16 protein-coding genes are annotated in these 19,898 nt (G+C 62.4%); 4 read left to right on the plus strand and 12 right to left on the minus strand.

Translation table 11 applies throughout. The features are described 5' to 3' along the window. Window positions 1-145 precede the first annotated feature (145 nt). Window positions 146-340, plus strand: coding sequence for a carbon storage regulator CsrA (gene csrA / locus FGE05_RS09875; protein WP_003179932.1), 195 nt, complete (start codon window positions 146-148; stop codon window positions 338-340). 197 nt (window positions 341-537) lie between these two features. Here csrA and FGE05_RS09880 read toward each other — a convergent pair whose 3' ends face one another. The 3 genes from FGE05_RS09880 to FGE05_RS09890 all read right to left on the minus strand — a co-directional run bounded on the left by FGE05_RS09880 (window position 538) and on the right by FGE05_RS09890 (window position 4,348). After that, on the minus strand, window positions 538-993 hold the full coding sequence (locus tag FGE05_RS09880; protein ID WP_139644419.1) for a DUF2214 family protein: 456 nt from the start codon (window positions 991-993) through the stop codon (window positions 538-540). 253 nt (window positions 994-1,246) lie between these two features. Then, complete coding sequence (gene cysS / locus FGE05_RS09885) at window positions 1,247-2,629, minus strand: cysteine--tRNA ligase (RefSeq protein WP_139644421.1); 1,383 nt, start codon at window positions 2,627-2,629, stop codon at window positions 1,247-1,249. A 21-nt stretch (window positions 2,630-2,650) separates the two neighbouring features. Continuing rightward, window positions 2,651-4,348 (minus strand): glutamine--tRNA ligase/YqeY domain fusion protein, encoded by a 1,698-nt coding sequence (locus FGE05_RS09890; RefSeq protein ID WP_139644424.1) that lies wholly within the window; start codon window positions 4,346-4,348, stop codon window positions 2,651-2,653. Between the two features lie 249 nt (window positions 4,349-4,597). On the opposite strand from FGE05_RS09890, the gene FGE05_RS09895 reads away from it, so the two are divergent. Both FGE05_RS09895 and FGE05_RS09900 read left to right on the plus strand, forming a co-directional pair. Beyond that, window positions 4,598-5,101: a peptidylprolyl isomerase gene (locus FGE05_RS09895; RefSeq protein ID WP_024781009.1), complete on the plus strand. Its 504-nt coding sequence runs from the start codon at window positions 4,598-4,600 to the stop codon at window positions 5,099-5,101. Further along, a complete protein-coding gene (locus FGE05_RS09900; RefSeq protein WP_024781008.1) occupies window positions 5,098-5,850 on the plus strand; it encodes a UDP-2,3-diacylglucosamine diphosphatase in 753 nt (250 codons plus the stop codon). Before FGE05_RS09895 ends, FGE05_RS09900 begins: the two co-directional genes overlap by 4 nt. Before the next feature lie 141 nt (window positions 5,851-5,991). Here FGE05_RS09900 and FGE05_RS09905 read toward each other — a convergent pair whose 3' ends face one another. The 7 genes from FGE05_RS09905 to FGE05_RS09935 form a co-directional block, all read right to left on the minus strand. Continuing rightward, a complete protein-coding gene (locus FGE05_RS09905) occupies window positions 5,992-7,521 on the minus strand; it encodes a DHA2 family efflux MFS transporter permease subunit (protein WP_139644426.1) in 1,530 nt (509 codons plus the stop codon). Window positions 7,522-7,703: 182 nt separating this feature from the next. Next, window positions 7,704-8,903, minus strand: a complete 1,200-nt coding sequence (locus FGE05_RS09910; RefSeq protein ID WP_139644428.1) for an efflux RND transporter periplasmic adaptor subunit — start codon at window positions 8,901-8,903, stop codon at window positions 7,704-7,706. 15 nt (window positions 8,904-8,918) lie between these two features. After that, the gene (locus tag FGE05_RS09915) at window positions 8,919-10,388 is read right to left on the minus strand and encodes an efflux transporter outer membrane subunit (protein WP_139644430.1); all 1,470 of its coding nucleotides are present in this window, start codon (window positions 10,386-10,388) and stop codon (window positions 8,919-8,921) included. Continuing rightward, window positions 10,385-10,858, minus strand: a complete 474-nt coding sequence (locus FGE05_RS09920) for a MarR family winged helix-turn-helix transcriptional regulator (RefSeq protein WP_041022605.1) — start codon at window positions 10,856-10,858, stop codon at window positions 10,385-10,387. Before FGE05_RS09920 ends, FGE05_RS09915 begins: the two co-directional genes overlap by 4 nt. Window positions 10,859-11,079: 221 nt before the next feature. Then, window positions 11,080-14,754: a translocation/assembly module TamB domain-containing protein gene (locus FGE05_RS09925; protein ID WP_139644432.1), complete on the minus strand. Its 3,675-nt coding sequence runs from the start codon at window positions 14,752-14,754 to the stop codon at window positions 11,080-11,082. Continuing rightward, the gene (locus tag FGE05_RS09930) at window positions 14,751-16,478 is read right to left on the minus strand and encodes an autotransporter assembly complex family protein (protein WP_139644434.1); all 1,728 of its coding nucleotides are present in this window, start codon (window positions 16,476-16,478) and stop codon (window positions 14,751-14,753) included. The genes FGE05_RS09925 and FGE05_RS09930 overlap by 4 nt, the downstream gene beginning before the upstream one ends. Window positions 16,479-16,553: 75 nt before the next feature. Further along, the gene (locus FGE05_RS09935; protein WP_139644436.1) at window positions 16,554-17,198 is read right to left on the minus strand and encodes an N-acetyltransferase; all 645 of its coding nucleotides are present in this window, start codon (window positions 17,196-17,198) and stop codon (window positions 16,554-16,556) included. 187 nt (window positions 17,199-17,385) lie between these two features. Here FGE05_RS09935 and xthA point away from each other — a divergent pair, with 187 nt between their 5' ends. After that, window positions 17,386-18,198, plus strand: a complete 813-nt coding sequence (gene xthA, locus FGE05_RS09940; RefSeq protein WP_139644438.1) for an exodeoxyribonuclease III — start codon at window positions 17,386-17,388, stop codon at window positions 18,196-18,198. A 42-nt stretch (window positions 18,199-18,240) separates the two neighbouring features. Here xthA and FGE05_RS09945 read toward each other — a convergent pair whose 3' ends face one another. Next, a complete protein-coding gene (locus tag FGE05_RS09945; RefSeq protein WP_139644440.1) occupies window positions 18,241-18,792 on the minus strand; it encodes an ester cyclase in 552 nt (183 codons plus the stop codon). Between the two features lie 57 nt (window positions 18,793-18,849). After that, entirely contained in the window at window positions 18,850-19,863 is a 1,014-nt protein-coding gene (locus tag FGE05_RS09950) for a polysaccharide deacetylase family protein (RefSeq protein WP_139644442.1), read from the minus strand. Between the last annotated feature and the right edge of the window lie 35 nt (window positions 19,864-19,898).

The raw sequence follows: 19,898 nt of genomic DNA on the forward strand, positions 1-19,898 counted from the left end.
TATAGTCGCACCCTGGGAATTAATGCTGCATCTGCACGTCAGAAAGAGGCACCCACATTGTGCCACTTAGCACTAATCTATAAGCAGTACCGACATCTGCACTGTCTGAATCAGGTGCCCTAATAAAGTAATCAAGGAGAACACCATGCTGATACTCACCCGCAAAGTCGGTGAAAGCATAAACATTGGTGACGACATCACGATCACCATTCTGGGCGTTAGCGGCCAACAGGTCCGTATCGGCATCAATGCCCCGAAAAACGTCGCCGTGCATCGCGAAGAGATCTATCAGCGCATTCAGGCGGGCCTCACTGCCCCCGACAAGCCGCAAACTCCCTGAGCCTTGCAGCAGTCCGTAGCCAGCCCGTTTGCATCATCGCATTGGCTGGCTAAAGATTCGGGCCGTCCGTGCCTCCCCCCGCGTCACCCCGCCCCTGCTTCTGCGTCCACCCCGTGACACCGATATTAATGCCATGACTCGTAGCATGGCTGTCGGACGTTTCGTTTTAATGGTGATGAAGCGGGTGTTCGTGCCAGTCAGCTCATGCTCACGCCCCGGGCCATGCCAGTGGCGGCGACCACCATCAATACCATCAGCAAGGCTTCGATGTGACTGATCCGGACCAACCGGCCGGCTTTTGAAGCGTCGACCGTTGTCCCTTTGCCCAGCGCCACCCGCCATTTGATCAAGGTGATCATCGGCACGAGTTCAAGCAGCAGGATCAACAGGAGCAAGGTCATCTTCAGATGAAACAAGGGTTGATGCAGGTAATAGTCCGTGCCTTTCTCATAGCCGCCGAAAGCGCGCATCCCGCCGGTCACCAGCAGGACCAGGGCCGACAGGCCCCACACGGTATCCGCCATCAATACGTTTCGAACCGCATCCGCACCACCGGCCAAGCGTCGCAGCGCCGTACCGCGCGTGAGCACTGCCCACAAGCCGAGGGCGAACGCCAGGAGATGAATTGCCGCGAGAGACCAATGAGCCAACATGGAAGGTACCCGTCAGAGAGAACGTCGAATCGACCTGACAGTACTAGCTCATAAAAAAAAGATCGGAAGGCTGGACACAAAAAATTGTGGGAGCGAGCTTGCTCGCGATAGCGGTTCAGCACTCAACGAAGGTGGTGATTGATCTGACGCTATCGCGAGCAGGCTCGCTCCCACAGAGATCGGGGATGTACATGGGGGCCGGGTTCACCCGGAACAATGTGGGAGCGAGCCTGCTCGCTCCCACATGAAGGCCTTAGTCAGCCAAGCGCCAGGTTGTCCCGCCCTTCCCGTCTTCCAGCACTACGCCCATGGCGGTGAGCTGGTCGCGGATGCGGTCGGATTCGGCCCAGTCCTTGTTGGCCCGCGCGTTCAGGCGCGCCTGGATCAATGCCTCGACCTCGGCAGCGTCCACACGGCCTTCGGCACCGGCCTGGAGGAAGTCGTCTGCCTCGAGCTGCAACACACCCAGCACGCTGGCCAGTTCCTTCAAGCGTGCCGCCAGGCCCGCCGCTGCATTGAGATCGCTCTCACGCAAGCGGTTGATCTCGCGCACCATCTCGAACAGCACCGCGCACGCTTCCGGCGTACCGAAGTCGTCGTTCATCACCTCGGTAAACCGCGCCACGAATGCCTCGCCACCGGCGGCCGGCACGTTCGGCAGGCCTTTCAACGCATGGTAGAAACGCTCCAGGGCGCCCTTGGCGTCCTTGAGGTTGTCTTCCGAGTAGTTGATGGCGCTGCGGTAGTGACTCGACACCAGCAGGTAACGCACGACCTCGGGGTGGTACTTGTCGAGCACGTCGCGGATGGTGAAGAAGTTGTTCAAGGACTTGGACATCTTCTCGCCGTTGATCCGGATCATGCCGCAATGCATCCACGCGTTGGCGTAGGTCTTGCCGGTGGCTGCTTCGCTCTGGGCGATCTCGTTTTCGTGGTGCGGGAACTCCAGGTCGCTGCCGCCGCCATGAATATCGAAGGTCTCGCCCAGGCAGCAGGTAGACATCACCGAGCATTCGATGTGCCAGCCCGGACGGCCCTTGCCCCACGGCGAATCCCAGCTCGGCTCACCCGGCTTGGCGGCTTTCCACAGTACGAAATCCAGCGGGTCCTGTTTCGACTCGCCGACTTCGATCCGCGCGCCGATGCGCAGGTCTTCGATCTTCTTGCGCGACAGCTTGCCGTAGCCCATGAACTTGCCGACGCGGTAGTACACGTCGCCATTGCCCGGCGCGTAGGCATAACCCTTGTCGATCAGGGTCTGGATCATCGCATGCATGCCAGGGATATGATCGGTGGCCCGCGGCTCCATGTCCGGCTTGAGGATATTGAGGCGCGTCTCATCCTCGTGCATCGCCGCGATCATGCGCTCGGTCAACGCCTCGAACGACTCGCCGTTCTCGTTGGCACGGTTGATGATCTTGTCGTCGATGTCGGTGATGTTGCGTACATACGTCAGGTCATACCCACTGAAACGCAGCCAGCGGGTCACCAGGTCGAAGGCGACCATGCTGCGGCCGTGGCCCAGGTGGCAGAAGTCGTACACGGTCATGCCGCACACGTACATGCGCACCTTGTTGCCATCCAGCGGCTTGAAGACTTCTTTGCTCTTGGTGAGCGTGTTGTAGATCGTAAGCACAGGGTTTCCCTTAAGACTTGATCACTGACCCCAGGAATCGCGCAAGGTCACGGTACGGTTGAATACCGGGCTACCTGGTTTCGAGTCCTTGATATCCGCGCAGAAGTAGCCTTCGCGCTCGAACTGGAAACGGTCCTCCGGCAGTGCGTTGCCCAGCGAGGGTTCGGCACGACAACCAGTAAGCACTTGCAGGGAGTCAGGGTTGATGTTGTCCAGGAAGCTGGCGCTGTCTTCGGCCTTTTCCGGGTTCGGCGAGCGGAACAGGCGATCGTACAGGCGCACTTCGCACTCGACGCTGGCGGCGGCCGGCACCCAGTGGATCACGCCCTTGACCTTGCGACCCTCCGGGTTCTTGCCCAGGGTGTCGGGATCGTACGAGCAACGCAGCTCGACGATATTGCCGTCGGCGTCCTTGATGGCTTCGTCGGCACGGATCACGTAGCTGCCGCGCAAACGCACTTCACCGGCCGGCTCCAGGCGCTTGTAGCCTTTTGGCGGCTCTTCCATGAAGTCTTCACGGTCGATGTAGATTTCCCGGGCGAACGGCAGGACGCGCACGCCCATGTCTTCTTTCGGGTGGCGAGGCAGCTCGAGGTTCTCGACCTGGCCTTCCGGGTAATTGGTGATGACGACCTTCAGCGGACGCAGCACGCACATGGCACGCGGAGCGCTCTGGTCCAGGTCCTCGCGGATGCTGAATTCCAGCATGCCGAAGTCCACCACGCCGTCGGAACGGTTGGTGCCGACCATCTCGCAGAAGTTGCGGATCGATTTCGGCGTATAGCCACGACGACGGAAGCCCGACAGCGTCGACATGCGCGGGTCGTCCCAGCCGTTGACGTGCTTTTCATCCACCAGTTGCTTGAGCTTGCGCTTGCTGGTGATGGTGTAGTTCAGGTTCAGACGGCTGAATTCGTACTGGCGCGGGTTGGCCGGCACCGGCAGGTGCTCGAGGAACCACTCGTACAGCGGACGATGGCTTTCGAACTCCAGGGTGCAGATCGAGTGGGTGATGCCCTCGATGGCGTCCGACTGACCGTGGGTGAAGTCATAGTTCGGGTAGATGCACCACTTGTCACCGGTCTGGTGGTGATGGGCGTGACGGATGCGGTACATGATCGGGTCGCGCAGGTTCATGTTCGGCGAGGCCATGTCGATCTTGGCCCGCAGCACCCGCGCGCCATCCGGGAACTCGCCGGCGCGCATGCGGGCGAACAGGTCCAGGTTCTCCTCCACGCTGCGATCACGGAACGGGCTGTTCCGGCCCGGCTCGGTCAGGCTGCCACGGTATTCCCTGGCCTGCTCCGGCGTCAGGTCGCAGACATAGGCCTTACCGGCCTTGATCAGCTCGACCGCCCAGTCGTGCAACTGGTCGAAATACTGCGAGGCATAGCGCACTTCACCGGACCATTGGAAACCCAGCCACTTGACGTCGCTTTCGATCGCGTCGATGTATTCCTGGTCTTCCTTGGCCGGGTTGGTGTCGTCGAAACGCAGGTGCGTGACGCCACCGAACTCCTCGGCCAGGCCGAAGTTCACGCAGATCGACTTGGCGTGGCCGATGTGCAGGTAGCCGTTGGGCTCCGGCGGGAAACGGGTGACGATCTGTGTGTGCTTACCCGAATCCAGGTCCGCCTGGATGATCGGGCGCAGGAAATTGACCGGTACGGCCGGGCCGGTCTTCGAATTCGAGGTAGGGTCGACAGTGGGCTTGCTCATAGGATCCTTGAACTTACAAGTGCGCGGCCGGGTGCGGCCTGATAAATCAAAGCCCGTATCATAGCCGATGCTGTCAAGCCGCTGACAGGCCAGGCCGGCAAACGATTGAATTTAATCGGCCGCTGGGTGAAAAACCGCCTCGAATTTCGTGCCTGGCACGCTAAACTGCCCAACCTGGCCGATTGCAGCCAGACCGGTTGCGGGCTTCCGGGCCCCGAAACCCACGAATTCCTAGAAAGAGTAGTCATCATGAGCAAAGTCAAACTGACCACCAACCACGGCGACATCGTCCTGGAACTGAACGCCGAGAAGGCGCCAAAGACCGTTGCCAACTTCATTGAATACGTCAAGAAGGGTCACTACGAGAACGTGGTGTTCCACCGCGTGATCAAGGGTTTCATGATCCAGGGCGGTGGTTTCGAGCCTGGCATGCAGGAAAAGAAGGACAAGAGCCCGAGCATCCAGAACGAAGCCGACAACGGCCTGCCGAACAAGAAATACTCCATCGCCATGGCGCGCACCATGGATCCGCATTCGGCATCGGCCCAGTTCTTCATCAATGCCAGCGACAACAGCTTCCTCAACCACACTGCCAAGACCGCTCAGGGCTGGGGCTATGCGGTATTCGGTGAAGTGATCGAAGGCCAGGACGTGGTCGACAAGATCGAAGGCGTTGCCACCACCTCCAAGGCCGGCCACCAGGACGTTCCAAAGGATGACGTGATCATCGAGAAAGCCGAGATCATTGAGTGATCCTACTGATTTCAGATTTGCATCTGGAAGAGGAGCGCCCGGATATCACCCGGGCGTTTCTGGATTTACTCGCCACCCGCGCCCGCTCGGCGCAGGCGTTGTACATTCTCGGCGACTTCTTCGAAGCGTGGATCGGTGACGATGCCATGACGCCGTTCCAGCGTTCCATCTGCCAGGCCCTGCGCGAACTCAGCGACAGCGGCACGGCCATTTTCCTGATGCATGGCAATCGCGACTTCATGCTGGGGCAAGCCTTCTGCAAGGCGGCTGGCTGCACCCTGATCAAGGACCCGAGCGTCGTGCAATTCAATGGCGAACCGGTGCTGCTGATGCATGGCGACAGCCTCTGCACCCGCGACGAAGGCTACATGAAGCTGCGGCGCTGGCTGCGCAACCCGGTCACGCTGTTCATCCTGCGCCACCTGCCACTGGGCAGTCGCCAGAAGCTGGCGCGCAAGCTGCGCAGCGAAAGCACGACCCAGGTGCGGATGAAAGCCAACGACATCGTCGACGTCACCCCCGAGGAAATTCCGCGGATCATGCAGCACTATGGCGTGAAGACCCTGATCCACGGCCACACCCACCGCCCCGCTATCCATAAGTTGCAACTCGGCGAACACGCCGCCCGGCGCATCGTGTTGGGGGATTGGGACAAGCAGGGTTGGGCGTTACAGGTGGATGAACAGGGGTTTGCGTTGGCACCGTTTGGGTTTGCCCCGCCACCACAGCTGGCCGCCCCCACCGACTGACAGACACAGCCCCCTTGTGGGAGCGACCTGTGGGAGCAAAGCTTGCTCGCGATGACTATCGCCGCCAGCATGGATGTTGACTGACACACCGCTGTCGCGAGCAAGCTTTGCTCCCACAGCGGATTGTGTTTCAGGTCCCGGTCAGTGCCCGCTGGCCGCCGGCCCCGCCTTCGCCGCAAATGGCGGCTTCGCCAGCCACACCAGCACGATCAAGCCCATGAACGCCCAGCCCAGCAGCGTGAAGTAATCCACGGTGGAGAGCATGTACGCCTGGCTGGTCAGAATGTGATCGAGCTGCGCATAGGCCGGCGGGCTCGCGCCGCCGAGCTGGTTGAGCGCCTCGCGGGTGGCCGGGTCGAAGGTGCTGATGCTCTCGCTCAGGTACGCATGGTGCTGGTCCGCCCGGCGGATCCAGATCCAGGTGGTCAGGGACGCAGCAAAGCTGCCCCCCAGGGTCCGCAGGAACGTGGCCAACCCCGCGCCGTCGGCAATCTGGTGCGGCGGCAGGTCGGACATCAGGATGCTCAAGGTCGGCATGAAGAACAGTGCCACCCCGATCCCCATGAATAGTTGCACCAGGGCGATGTGCTGGAAGTCCACTTCGTTGGTAAACCCGGCGCGCATGAAACAGCTCAGGCCGATGGCCAGGAATGCCAAGCCGGCCAGCAGGCGCAGGTCGAATTTATGGGCGTACTTGCCGACGAAGGGTGACATCAACACCGGCAGGATGCCGATGGGCGCCACGGCCAGCCCGGCCCAGGTGGCGGTATAGCCCATCTGCGTCTGTAACCATTGTGGCAGGATCAGGTTGATGCCGAAGAACCCGGCATAGCCGCCCACCAGCACGATGGTGCCGATGCGAAAATTGCGATAGGCAAACAAGCGGAGATTGACCACCGGGTGACGGTCAGTCATTTCCCAGATCACGAACACCGCCAGGGCAACCAGCGAAATCAACGCCCCAATAATGATGAAGTTCGACTCGAACCAATCCAGGTCGTTGCCCTTGTCGAGAATCACCTGGAGCGCGCCGACGCCGATGATCAGTGTGATCAGCCCGACGTAATCCATCGGCTGATAACTGGTCACCACCGGCCGCGCCTTGAGCTGCTGGCGCACCACCATCACCGCGAATACCCCGATGGGCACGTTGATAAAGAAGATCCACGGCCAGCTATAACTGTCGGTAATCCAGCCGCCCAGGATCGGCCCGGCAATCGGCGCCACCACCGTGACCATCGCCAGCAACGCCAGGGCCATCCCCCGCCTGGCGGGCGGATACACCGCAATCAGCAAGGTCTGGGTCATCGGGTACAGCGGCCCGGCCACCAGGCCCTGGAGCACGCGGAAGCCGATCAACTCCGGCATCGACGTGGAAATGCCGCACAGGAACGACGCAAGCACGAACAGCATCGTTGCCCATAAAAACAGCTTCACCTCGCCAAACCGACGGCTCAACCAGCCGGTCAGCGGGAGCGCGATGGCGTTGCTCACCGCGAACGAAGTGATCACCCAGGTGCCCTGCTCCGAGCTGACACCCAGGTTGCCGGAAATGGTCGGCAAGGCGACGTTGGCAATGGTGGTGTCGAGCACTTGCATGAACGTCGCCAGCGACAGCCCGATGGTGCTGAGCAACAGGCTGGGCGGCGAGAAAGACGCGTTATTGCTCATTGCGAAATCCTATGAAGCGAAACGGATGTGAAACTCGCAGACGAATCCGGCGAAGAGAGGCCACCCCTGTGGGAGCGAGCCTGCTCGCGATAACGGTGTATCAGATGACATAAAAGTCGACTGTCATGCCGCCATCGCGAGCAGGCTCGCTCCCACAGGTCGATAGACGTCTCACCTGATCCTCAACGCTGCGCAGTCTTGCTCGCGGCAGCGCTGTTTTCGTGGATCAGGCGCGTGATCATCGCGTCGGCATCGGCCAGTTGGCGGTCATAGACCTGGGTGCTGAACGAGGCTTTCTGCGGAGGTTGCTGGGCCAGGACCGGACCGCTCTGATCCCGCAGGTTGACGCTGACCACGGTGGACAGCCCGACCCGCAACGGATGCTTGGCCAATTCCTGGGCGTTGACATGAATGCGCACCGGCACCCGCTGGACGATCTTGATCCAGTTACCGGTGGCGTTCTGCGCCGGCAGCAAGGCAAACGCGCTGCCCGTTCCCGCGCCGAGGCTGTCGACGGTGCCGCTGTACTTCACATCGCTGCCGTAGAGGTCGGTTTCGATCTCTACCGGCTGGCCGATGCGCATCTCACGCAGCTGGGTTTCCTTGAAGTTGGCGTCGATCCACAGCTGATCCAGTGGAATCACGGCCATCAGCGCCGTGCCCGGCTGCACCCGTTGCCCCAGTTGTACGGTGCGCTTGGCGACATAACCGGTGACCGGCGCAATCAACGTGCTGCGGGCGTCGGCCAGGTAGGCCTGGCGCAACTGTGCGGCAGCGGCCTGCACGTCGGGATGGGACGACACCACGGTGTCATCCACCAACGCGCTGGTGGTCTTGAGTTGTTGCCGAGCATTGGCGAGGGCGTTCTGCGCCGAGGTCAGGTCATCCCGGGCGTGGGACAGTTCTTCCTGGGAAATCGCCCCGCCGGCCGCCAGGTTACGGCGTCGGTTGTAGTTCTCCTGGGCCTTCTGCACTTCGGCCTCCTGCGCATTGACCTGCGCACGCATGCCGTCGACATTGCTGTACAACCCACGTACCTGGCGGACCGTACGGGCCAGGTTGGCCTGGGCACTTTGCAGGCCGACTTCGGCGTCGTTCGGGTCGAACTGCACCAGCACCTGGCCTTCGCGCACCAGGTCGCCATCGTCGGCACCGATGCTCACCACCGTGCCATTGACCTGTGGCGTGATTTCCACCACGTTGCCGTTCACATAGGCATCGTCAGTGCTTTCGCTCCAGCGGCCGTACAGTTCATGCCAGGCCCAGACACCCAGGCCGGCGAGAATGACGATCACTGCCAGCGCCAGCAGCATCACCTTGCGCTTGCGTGGGTTGTTGTCCTGTTGGTTTTCGGATGCTTGAGTATTTTCTGCGGTGGCCATGACAAATACCTCGAATCAGTTATGCGGCGTGGCGGAAACCGCCGTGGCCGAAGCCAGGGTGTCGGTCTCGAAACCGCCACCCAGGGCCTGCATCAATTGGATCGACAAATCGATCTGCTCGGCGTTCAGGGTCGCCAATTGGCGCTGGGCCTGGAGCAGTTGCTGCTCGATGCTCAGCACGTCCAGATAATTGCCGATGCCCGAGCCGTAGCGCTGGACCACGGTGTCGTAGGAACTCTGGGCAATATCGGTGGCGTGTTGCTGGGCCCCGATCTGCCGGGCGATGTCACGCAACTGGTTGATGGTGTCGCTGACATCCCCAAGGGCCGTGACCAGGCTCTTGTTGTATTGCGCCACCGCCAGGTCATAGTCGGCATCCCGGGCGTCCAGGTCCGCCCGCAGGCGCCCGCCGTCGAAAATCGGCAGCGACACCGTCGGCGCCACGTTGAAGAAGCGGCTGGCCGAACCGAACATCGCGTCACCCAACAAGGACTGCACCCCCGCCGCCGCGCTCAGGTTGAGGTTGGGGTAGAAGTTGGTCTTGCCGGCTTCGATGCTCTTGCTCGCCGCCTCGACCCGCCAGCGTGCCGCCACCAGGTCCGGGCGGCGCCCCAGCAACTCGGCCGGCAGGTTCGACGGCAACGCGACGGCACTGGCTTGCAACACATTGGGCCGAGCGATTTCGTTGCCACGGTCCGGGCCCTTGCCCAGCAGCACTGCCAAGGCGATCTTGGCGCTTTGCAGGCGTTTCTCCGTGTCGATCAGCGTCGCACTCGCGCTGGCTTCCAGGCTCTCGGTCTGTTGGAACTGGTATTCGCTGTCGATCCCCGCAGTGAGACGACGCTTGCTCAGATCAAGCATTTGCCGGGTGCGCTTGAGGTCTTCAGCGGCCAGGTCATGAATGATGTGGGCTTGCCCCAGGTCGCTGTAGGCCCGGGCCACGTCGGCGGCCAGGGTCAACTGCGCGGCCTGGCGGTCGATTTCCGCCGCGCGAGCCTGGCCCAATGCTGCCTCCCAGGCCGCCCGCTGGCCGCCCCAGAGGTCGAAGTTGTAATTGAAATCCACGCTCAGCGAACGCAGGGTGCTGTACGCACCGCCCTGCCCCGCCGGGTCCTGGTCACGGGCCAGCCGCGAACGGCTGACACTGCCGCTGGCATCCAGGGTCGGCAAGCGCGCCGCGTTGGCGGCGTAGGCAGCGGCACTGGCCTGATGCACCCGAGCGCCGGCGATCTGCATGTCCGGGCTGTCGCGCAGGGCTTCACGGATCAGGCCGTCGAGTTGCGGGTCGCCCAGGCTGGACCACCAGTCGCTTTTCGGCCATGAAGCCGGCGACAGCTTGACGCCATTGAGGGATTGCCCGGCCTTGAGGTTCTGGGCCTCGAGGCTGACGCCTTCGGTCTTCAGGCCGCTATAGCTGGCACAGCCCGCGAGGCTCATGGCCAGCAGCACCAGGCTCAACCGGGTACGCAAGGTTTTACGCTTCATTTGTCCCCCAGTCGCAACACAGTGATGGGATCACCGGCAGCGAGCAGTATTTTCTTGAGGATCTGTTCGAGGGTCTGCAACTCCTCGCGGCTGATGGCGCCAGCGAGTTGATTCATGGCATCGGCGCCGATGTAGGGCAGGCGATCGGCGAGCCCCTGGCCGGCTTCGGTCAGGACCAATCGCACCTGCCTGCGGTCCTCGGCCGAACGCTGGCGAACCAGGAAACCCTTCTGCTCCAGGCGATCGAGCATGCGCGTCATCGAGCCGCTGTCCAGGGACAGGTAACGGCACAGTTCGGCCGGCGTATCGATGCCGTGCTGGGCCATGATGATCAGCACCTTGAACTGCGCAGCCGTAATGCCGACCGGCTCCATGTGCGTGTCGATGATCCGGTCTTTGAGCAGCGCGGCCCGTCCGAGCAGCATGCCGAGGTGACAGTTGTGGAATTCGTCTGGAGTGAAATGCTTCATCAGGACACCGTTTGCTGCCTAGGCAGTGAATGTATGTCGAGATATTACTGCTTAGGCAGCAAATGTCAAACAAATCGTTAGCAAGCTACATAAAAGTCCGGCGAACGCAGAAAAACCTGTGTGAGCGAGCCTGCTCGCGATGGCGGTGTGCCAGTCAGTGATGAGTTGACTGATAGACCGCTATCGCGAGCAGGCTCGCTCCCACAGGGGATATGGGGGGGTTAGAAATCGCGCTTGTAGAAGATGTCCAGCGAGCTGGCGACGCCGCTGGCGGCTTCGAGGTAGACCTTTTTGCTGAGCTTGTAGCGCAGGGCGATGGTGTTGGCCGGTTCGAACACCCCTACGCCATAGCGCAGGCTGAGTTTTTCCGACAGATTGCCGCTGGCGACCACACTGGTGGCGTCGCCACTGCCCTGGGTGTCGAGCTGGAAATCCTTGATGCCCAGATCACTGGCCAGGCTGGTGGTCACCCCCGAACTGCCCATCAACCCCAAGCCCAGTGCCGCCTGGGCGAGCATGTTGTTGTCCTCGCCGGTGGTGCTGAGCGGTCGCCCCAGCACCAGGTAGGACAGCGCCTGCTCCTGGCTCATGGCCGGTTCCGAGAAAATTTGCGTGACCGGCTGCTCGGCGCTCCCGCTCAAGCGGATGCCGGCGATCACATCATCGGTCTGGCGAATCGCCTCGATGTCCAGGTAGGGCTGGTCGATGGGTCCGGCGAACAGCAGCCGCGCCCGACGCACCGTCAGCCGCTGCCCGTAGGCCCGGTAACGGCCGTCGTTGAGCCAGAGTTCGCCGCGGGTGTCCATGTTGTCGCCGATGTGTACCTGACCCTGGACGTTGGCCGTCAGGCCGAAGCCGGAAAACGCGAGTTTCTCCTGGCCCACGATCACATCGATGTCCATCGCCATGGCCATCGGTGCCTTGCCCTGTTCGGTCTGGTGGCCGACGATCACCGTGTCGTCCGAGACCTTGACGGTGGAGGGCGGCAATTCGCGGACGGTGATCTCGCCCTTGGGCACCAGCACCTTGCCGGCAATCGACAACCGCTCGCCGTGCAGCGTGATGTTGAGATCCGGCGCCATCTCCAGCACCGCATAGGGTTCCACGGTGACCGGCAGTTGCGACCCCTTGAGCGCCAGGTTCATGCTCAAGGCCTCGCCCCAGCCCAAGTTGCCGCTCAGGCTGCCCTGCCCGCTCTTGCCACTTTTCCAACTGCCGTCGAGGCGTACCGTTTCACCGGCGATCATCGCCCGCATCTGCAAGGCTTCGAGGCTGACCGGCAGTTCCGGCCCGGACACCTCGCCATCGCTGAGCACGAGATTGCCGTTGACCTGGGGCGCCAGCAAACCGCCGGACAATGTGCCGCTGCCGTTGAGGTGACCGGTGAGGGTTTCCACCATCGGCACGAACGGCCGGACCACGGACAGGTCCAGGCCGGTCAGGCGGAACGAGCCGTTGAGGGGTTTGCTGGCGGGCAGTGGGTTGATCTGTGCCTGCACCATCAGTTCGCCAAGCCGGGCGCCGACAAAATTCAGCTCAGTGTCGATGCGCTTGGGGGTCAGGCGGCTGTCCAGCTTCAGGGTCTGGTAGGGAAAATCCAGCCACTGTTCCTTGTCTCGAATCCGCAGCGTGCCGCCGCTGGCGTCCACCAGAACCCGCCCGTTCGGACCGCTGGCCGGCAGGTCCAACTGCAGATCGGCGTTGAGCCGGCCCTGCCAGGCAAAGTCCTTGGGCATCCACTGGGCGAGGCTTTCAATGGGGAACTGCTGGAGGTGATAGCGCAGCTTCGGTTCCGGCATCAGGCGCTGGTCTTCGCCGCACAGGCTGGCCTGGCCGGAACGCCAACAGTGGGCGCCGAAATTGAGCGTGCCGTTGGCCAGGCGCTCCAGCTTCGCCGGGGCTTGCAGCCGCCAGTCCTGACCGCCGACCTGTAGATCGCCACTGTTCAGGCGCCCGCGCCAGTTGCCTTGATCCAGTGTGCCGTCGAACCCCAAGGCGGTGTTCAGTTGTGGTCCTTGCAGATTCAGGCTGAGTTTCTGCTGCTTGATATCCCCCTGACCGCTGACCGTCAGCACGCCCAATGCAGTGTCGCCGGCGCGGATGTCGCTGGCCTTGAGATCGACCTTGCCCCGCTGCGCGCTGTCGAGGGTGGCGTCCAGGTTCAGGCTCTGCAGGCGATTGTTCTGGAAGGCAAGCTGAGTGCCTTGCAGACCGAGCTTGCCTTGGGGAGCCTTGAGGGTCCCGGCCACATCGATACGGCCGTTGAGCTGACCGCGCAGTTGCGGCCAGAGCTGGGCCAGTCGCGCGAGCTTGATGTCGACCTGGCCGGTGAGTTTCTGTTGCAGGCTGGCGCTGCCGTTGATGCGGTTATCCCCCAGGCGGATGTCCAGCGCGCCGAGGTTCCATTGCTCACCGCTGCCGCTGGCCTTGGCCTGGAACAGCGCCGGCTGCCCGCGCAGCTTGCCCTTGAGGTCCAGGTCCGCGTCGAGGTTAAGGGTGTCGTTTTTCAACGACCCTTTGCTGCGCAGTGGTCCGGCCAGGGTGCCGGGCAGTTCACCGAGCCAGTAGGCCGGGTTGATGGCCGACAGGTCCAGCGCCGTATCCCAGGCAATGCCCTCGGCAAATTGCAGGTCCAGGTGCCCTTCGGCCTTGCCTTGCCCCGCCGCGAGCTGGAGCTGCGGCAAATGGATCTGCGTCAGGTCGCCACTGAACGGGCTGCCCAGGCTGAAGGCCCCCGCGGGGCCGTCCAGCGCGGCCTGGAAATTCCCCAGGTACTGACCGTCGGTGTAAGAGACTTCACCGTTGAAGTTGCGCAATGTCACCTGCGGCTCGTCGATCAGCGGATAGAGGCGATGCCAGGGGAAATCCAGCCAGGCGATTTTCGCGTCGGCACTCAGACCTTCTCGCCAGTCCACCTGCCCGGTCACATTCAAACTCTGCCGGTCACCGGCGTTCAGGTCCACGCCAGCGATCTGTGCACCACCGGCGTCCACCTTGCCTTGCAGCGACAGCGCCACCGGTCCCTGCTCGGCGGGCAGCGTGGCCTTGCCAAGCAGTTGATAGCCGTTTTTCAGGTCACCTTCACCGGTCAGTTCCAGTTGATTGAGCAGCAGCGTGTCCGGTAGATCGGCGCTGGCCTTGAAGCCGTCGGCGGTGATGCGCACCTTGGCGGGCAGGTTGTCCGCCAACGGTTGCAGCTCGCCGGCCAGCCGACCTTGCAGGTAGCCGCTGCTGTCGGCGTTGACGTTGAGGGTCTTGAGCAGGTCGCCGTCGACGGTCAGGTCCAGCGCCCACGGCGTATCGCCCGGCGCCGGCAAGGTCAACCGCCCCTGGGCTTTCAGCGGCCAGTTGCCTGCGGGTTTCAACAGCCCGGAAAGCTTCAGGCTCAGCTCATCACGCTGCAATTGCACCGAATCGATCTGCAAGCCCGACGCGGTCCAATGGGCAACCAGTTGCAAGCCCTTGAGCTGTTCGCTGCCGTTGAACGTCAGACTGCCGACCTGTACCTCTCCCAACTCGATGGCGACCGGCAAGTCCAGGTCCGGCAAGCTCAGCGGACCACTGCTCGGCGCGTCGACCGAGGGTGGCAGTTGCAGGCTGGCTTTATCTACCTTGAGCTGTTCGATGCACAAGGTCATGCGCGCCAGGCACAGCGGCGACCACGCGAATATCACTCCATCGAGTTCCACGCGGCGGCTGTCCTGCTGCCACAAGAGGTGGTCGGCGCTCCACTGTCCGCCCAACCGCCCCTGGAAGTTTTCCACGCTCAGCCCCGGCACCAGGCCCAGCATCCAACGGCTACCCGGCTGCGTGCCCAGCAGGGTGCCCAGTGTCAGCACGACCAATGCCAGCAACGCAGCAAGCACCAGCAGTGTTCTTTTCAAACCACGACTCACAATTCAGGCCCCATGGAAAAGTGCAATCGGATACCGCCCTCGTCGTCCAGTGCATGGGCCAGGTCGAGGCGGATCGGACCGACCGGCGACACCCAGCGCACGCCAACACCCACGCCGGTCTTGAGACTTGGCAGTTCAAGGCTGTTGAAGGCGTTCCCCTGATCGATGAAGGTCGCGACCCGCCATTTTTCCGCAATCGAGTACTGGTATTCGAGGCTGCCGGCGACCATGTAGCGACCACCGATGCGATCGCCTTCGTTGTTTTCCGGCGACAGGCTCTGATAATCGTAGCCGCGCACGCTCTGGTCGCCGCCGGCGAAAAAACGCAGGGACGGTGGGATGGATTTGTAGCCATTGGTGGCGCTGCCGCCCACCTGGGCCCGAGCCAGCAGACGATGCTTGTCGAACACCGTGGTCAGGCCCTTGACCATGGCCGTGCCGTAGACCACGTTGTTGTCCGACCCCAGCCCCTCCTTGGCAACCTTGGTGTCGAACTGCAAGCGATAACCGTTGTGCGGATCGATACGGTTGTCGCTGCGCAGGTACGAATAGCTAACGCCCGGCATCAGCAGCGTGCTCAGGCCCGAATCATCCCCCAGGCGATACTCCTCGCGCTGCCACTTGAGCGATATCACCCGCTGCCAGCCACTGGGCAACTTGCTGTGCCACTCGGGCCCCACGGTCAGCAATTTGCTGAGGCTGTCGGTATCGGCCAGCTCTTCATACTGATAACCACCGGCGTAGCGCAGCTTGTCGGTCAGTGGCGGGTCCAGCGGCACGTCGTACCACAGGCCGACGTTCTGCCGGGGTGCCGACACTTCCGTCTCCCAGCCGTAGCTGTGGCCCTGGGGATTGACCCAGTGACGCGTCCAGTTGGCCTTGGCCCGCGGGCCGACGTCGGTGGAGAACCCCAGGCCCAGGCCCATGGTGCGCGGCTTGCGGGTGTCGAGCTTGACGGCGACCGGGATCACGTTGTCCGTCGCGGCGGTGGGCGCCGCATCCACGCGCACACCTTCGAAGTACCCGCTCGATTGCAGGGCCTGGTTCAGTTCGGCGATCAACTCGGAGTCGTAGGCCGTACCGGCCTTGAAGGGCACCATGCGTCGCAGCAGGTCTTCGTCGAAGGGTGTATCACCCTCGAAACTCACCGCCCCCAGGGTGTAGCGTGGCCCACTGTCGTAGATCAGCTCGATATCGGCGACGCCGGCCTGGGGGTCCACCTGCAGTTTCTGGCTGACGAATCGCCCGCTGAAGAAGCCATAGCGCGAAGCCTGGTTCTGGATCGTCCGCTTGGCGTCTTCGTAGCGGCCATGATTGAGCACCGCGCCCGGCTTGAGGGCGGCGTTGTCGGGTACGCGAAAGGCCTTGAGTGAGGCCGCCGGGCCGTCGATGCGCACGGTGACGTTGCGCAAATGCACCGGCTCGCCGGGGTCGATGCTCAGGATCAGGCGAGGCTGCTTGCCGCCCTTGACCTCGCTGTCGATCCGCGGCTGATAGTAGCCCAGTGCCTGGGCGGCTTTGCGTGCCTGCTCCTCGGCGCCACGACTGAAGCGCAGCAAGGCCTCCTCGTCACGATCACCCAGGCCGCCGATGTAACCTTCGACGTTGGCCTTGAGCGCATCATTGGACGGTTTGACCCGTACATCCAATTCACTTTGTGCCAGCACCGCGCAGCTGAGAGACAGCAGGAGCGCGCCACTGGTTATTCGTCCTGGGAGTTTCATGGCGCGGATGCTAACACGGGCTTGGAAGCCTGATAGAACCGGACATGTCTCAAAAGTTCGCAGACGGGAGCAGGTTCAGGCCGTCGCGCTTTGCAAAACCTGAGGATTGGGGTGAAAAAACACGTGCTCGCGGATCGGTCCTACCGCAATCTCGCCGATTTCCTCATACCCCTGGCGCTTATAGAACTCCAGGTATCGCGGGTTACCGGTGTCCAGGACCACGCCCTGGGAGTGCTCGTCCACCGCGCACCAGTTGTGCACCGCCTCGAGCAACTGCTCGCCGAAGTGCTTGCCTTGAAACTGTGGATGCACCCCCAGCAGCGGTAGCACATGGACCGCATCCGACGGCAGGCAACCCGTCACAGCCGCGTGGTATTCCAGGTAGCGCCGGGTGCAGCGAAAACCGGTACTCAACACCATGCGCAGGCGCCAGGCCCAGCTTTCGGTGATGCCCAGGCGGCGTTGGGGGGGAGCGATCAGGGCGATACCGATCAGCCGGTCATTGACCAACAAGCCAATGGCGGGCAACTCCTGGAGAAAATGCTGCTTGACCAACTCCCGTACCGTCGCCCTCACCCTCTGCTCGTAACCCGGGCGCTCGGACTCGAACAGGTAGCTGAACGTCGGCTCATGGCGATAGGCCTGGTACAGCAACGAACGGGCTTCGCGGGAATAGCCGCTGTCGAGCATGTGGATATCGGCGATGGCGGTTTCAGGCATGGTGGGGAATCTCCTGGGCGGGCTTGGTGAGGCCTGGGCGGGGGCTTTGTGGGAGCAAGGCTTGCTCCCACAGTTTGCTCCCACAGAGCCCTCGCTACAGGACATTAGCAGTGCATTTGTCCTACTGCCACGCTGGCTCCTCTCCGACATGTCAGCTAGCATCGCAGTTTTGCCAGGACAGCCGACCATGAAGATCGTCTCCTTCAACATCAACGGGCTGCGCGCCCGCCCCCATCAGCTGGCGGCGCTGATCGAGAAGCATCAGCCGGACGTGATCGGCCTGCAGGAAACCAAAGTCCACGACGAACAGTTTCCCCTGGCCGAAGTGCAAGCCCTGGGTTACCACGTGCATTACCACGGGCAAAAAGGCCATTACGGCGTCGCCCTGCTCTCCCGCCAGGCGCCGCTGAGTTTGTACAAAGGTTTCGAGGGCGACGATGAAGACGCCCAGCGGCGCTTTATCTGGGGCACGTTCGCCGATGCCAATGGCGTGCCGGTGACCATCATGAACGGCTATTTCCCACAAGGTGAAAGCCGCGATCATCCGACCAAGTTCCCGGCCAAGGAACGTTTCTACAGCGATTTGCAGCACCTGCTGGAAAGCCGCTTCAGCAACGACCAGCCTGTGGTGGTGATGGGCGATGTGAATATCTCCCCGGAAGACTGCGACATCGGCATCGGCCCGGACAACATGAAGCGCTGGCTGAAAACCGGAAAATGCAGCTTCCTACCGGAAGAGCGCGAATGGATGGCCCGCCTGAAGAACTGGGGCCTGGTGGACAGCTTCCGCCACCTGAACCCGGACGTCGCCGACCGCTTCAGCTGGTTCGACTACCGCAGCCGCGGCTTCGAGGACGAACCCAAGCGCGGCCTGCGCATCGACCTGATCCTGACCTCCCACGGCCTGCTGCCACGGGTCAAGGATGCCGGCGTGGACTATGAACTGCGGGGCATGGAGAAACCTTCGGACCATGCGCCGATCTGGCTGCAATTGAGCTGATCGGCCAAGCAGAAAGGCTCGCCGTTGCGGCGAGCCTGTGGGTCAGAGGGCACCCAGTTGCTTGAACAGGGTCAGGTTGTCCTCGATGTGCCAGTTGGCGACGATTTTGCCTTGCTCCACCTGGTAGATGTCCGTGGCAATGAATTCGACCGCTTGGCCCTGCCCCTTGAGCTGGTCGAAGCTGCCGCTGAAATGGCCACGAAACCGCAGGTGCACCACCACCCTATCCCCCACCACCAGCATTTGCTCCACCGTGCACGTGAGGTCCGGCACCGCCTGGCGGAAGGCACGGGAGGCCAGCAACGGGCCCTCCGGCCCCTGTTTGCGCCCGGCAGGCGGGGTCTTGTCGATGAAGGTCGGCGCCAGCGCTTCCCGGGCAAACGTTTCGTTCCCGGTGTGCCAGAAGGTGTCATATCGCCGGGCCGCCAGGATCGAGGCCGATGCCTGTTCCGCAGACAGGCTCCGGTCGACAATCAGGTTCTGGGGCTCGACCAGCGCATCAGTGGCGGCCGAAGCGCTCAGTGACAGGCCCATGGACAGGAGAAAACCAGCCAGGCGTGGACCGCCGGGTATGGCAAGGGACGAGAAGAGCATGATGGGTTCCTTTCGATAGAAGGACCGGGCGATGAGCCACAGTCAGGGGTCAAGACATCAGAGGGTTTCGGCTTCACGGACCGTCAGGGGGCTGGCCAGGGCGTAGCGGGCAATGTCGTCCTTGCGCATGAACGCCACGCCCGGGTGACGCTTGGCGTAACGCAGGAATTCGTCCCAGACCCTGACCATCTGCGGCGTGCCACTGATGCGGTCATGGGCACTGATGGACATCATTCGCCGCCGGGTGCCGGCTTCTTCATAAAGCTGGTCGAAATCGAGCTTCACCTGCTCCAGAAACGCCTGGGGGGAGTAATGACGACCTTCGATCAGCACAATGTCGTTATTGCGCAAGGTATAGGGCACCACCACGAAATCCTTGCCATTGACCGACTCGATGAAAGGCTCGTCGCGGCTGACATCGTCGATGTGATAGAGGTAACCCAACTCCTGCAACAACCCCAGGGTATTGGGCCCACGGCGCAACCAATTGCAGTTGTAGCCGGTGACCGCTTGCCCGGTGGCCTCTTGCACCATACGCGCGGCCTCGCGCAGGAAGGTGCGCTCCTCATCGCGACTCATCGCAAACTGCGAACTCCAGCGTGGCCCATGCCCGGCGGCTTCGTGACCGCGGGCCACGATGTCCCGGGCCAGGGACGGATGGCGGCGCGCGGCCTCGCCGATCATGTGAGACGTGACCTTGACGCCATGACGATCCCACAGATCCAACAGCCGTGGGATCCCTTCCCTGTACCCATAGGCAAACCAGGTATTGGTGGCCGGATCGCTAGGAACGCTGTTCGGAAAATCGACCGGAGGAAACGGACTGTCGGTGCCTTTCGGGGGTTGCCCGCCGGCCTCGAACTGCATGGAAATCGAAATGACCAACCGGGTACTGCCCGGCCAGAAAGCGCCCTTCGCGGCGCCGGAAGTTGCGGCGGGGACACCAGCGTATGCCGGCCCTGGTGCCAGCAAGTCACCGGCGGCCAGCAGCGCGGCCCCGACTCCCGCCTGGGCCAGAAAGGTCCTGCGCTCGGGGTTGTGGATATCAGTGGGTGCCTCGGGAACGGCCATGGCGGACTCCTGGGAAAACGCTGCGGTGTGATCAA

The sequence above is a fragment of the Pseudomonas sp. ICMP22404 genome (assembly GCF_006227205.1).
In the GTDB taxonomy this organism is placed as follows: Bacteria; Pseudomonadota; Gammaproteobacteria; order Pseudomonadales; family Pseudomonadaceae; genus Aquipseudomonas.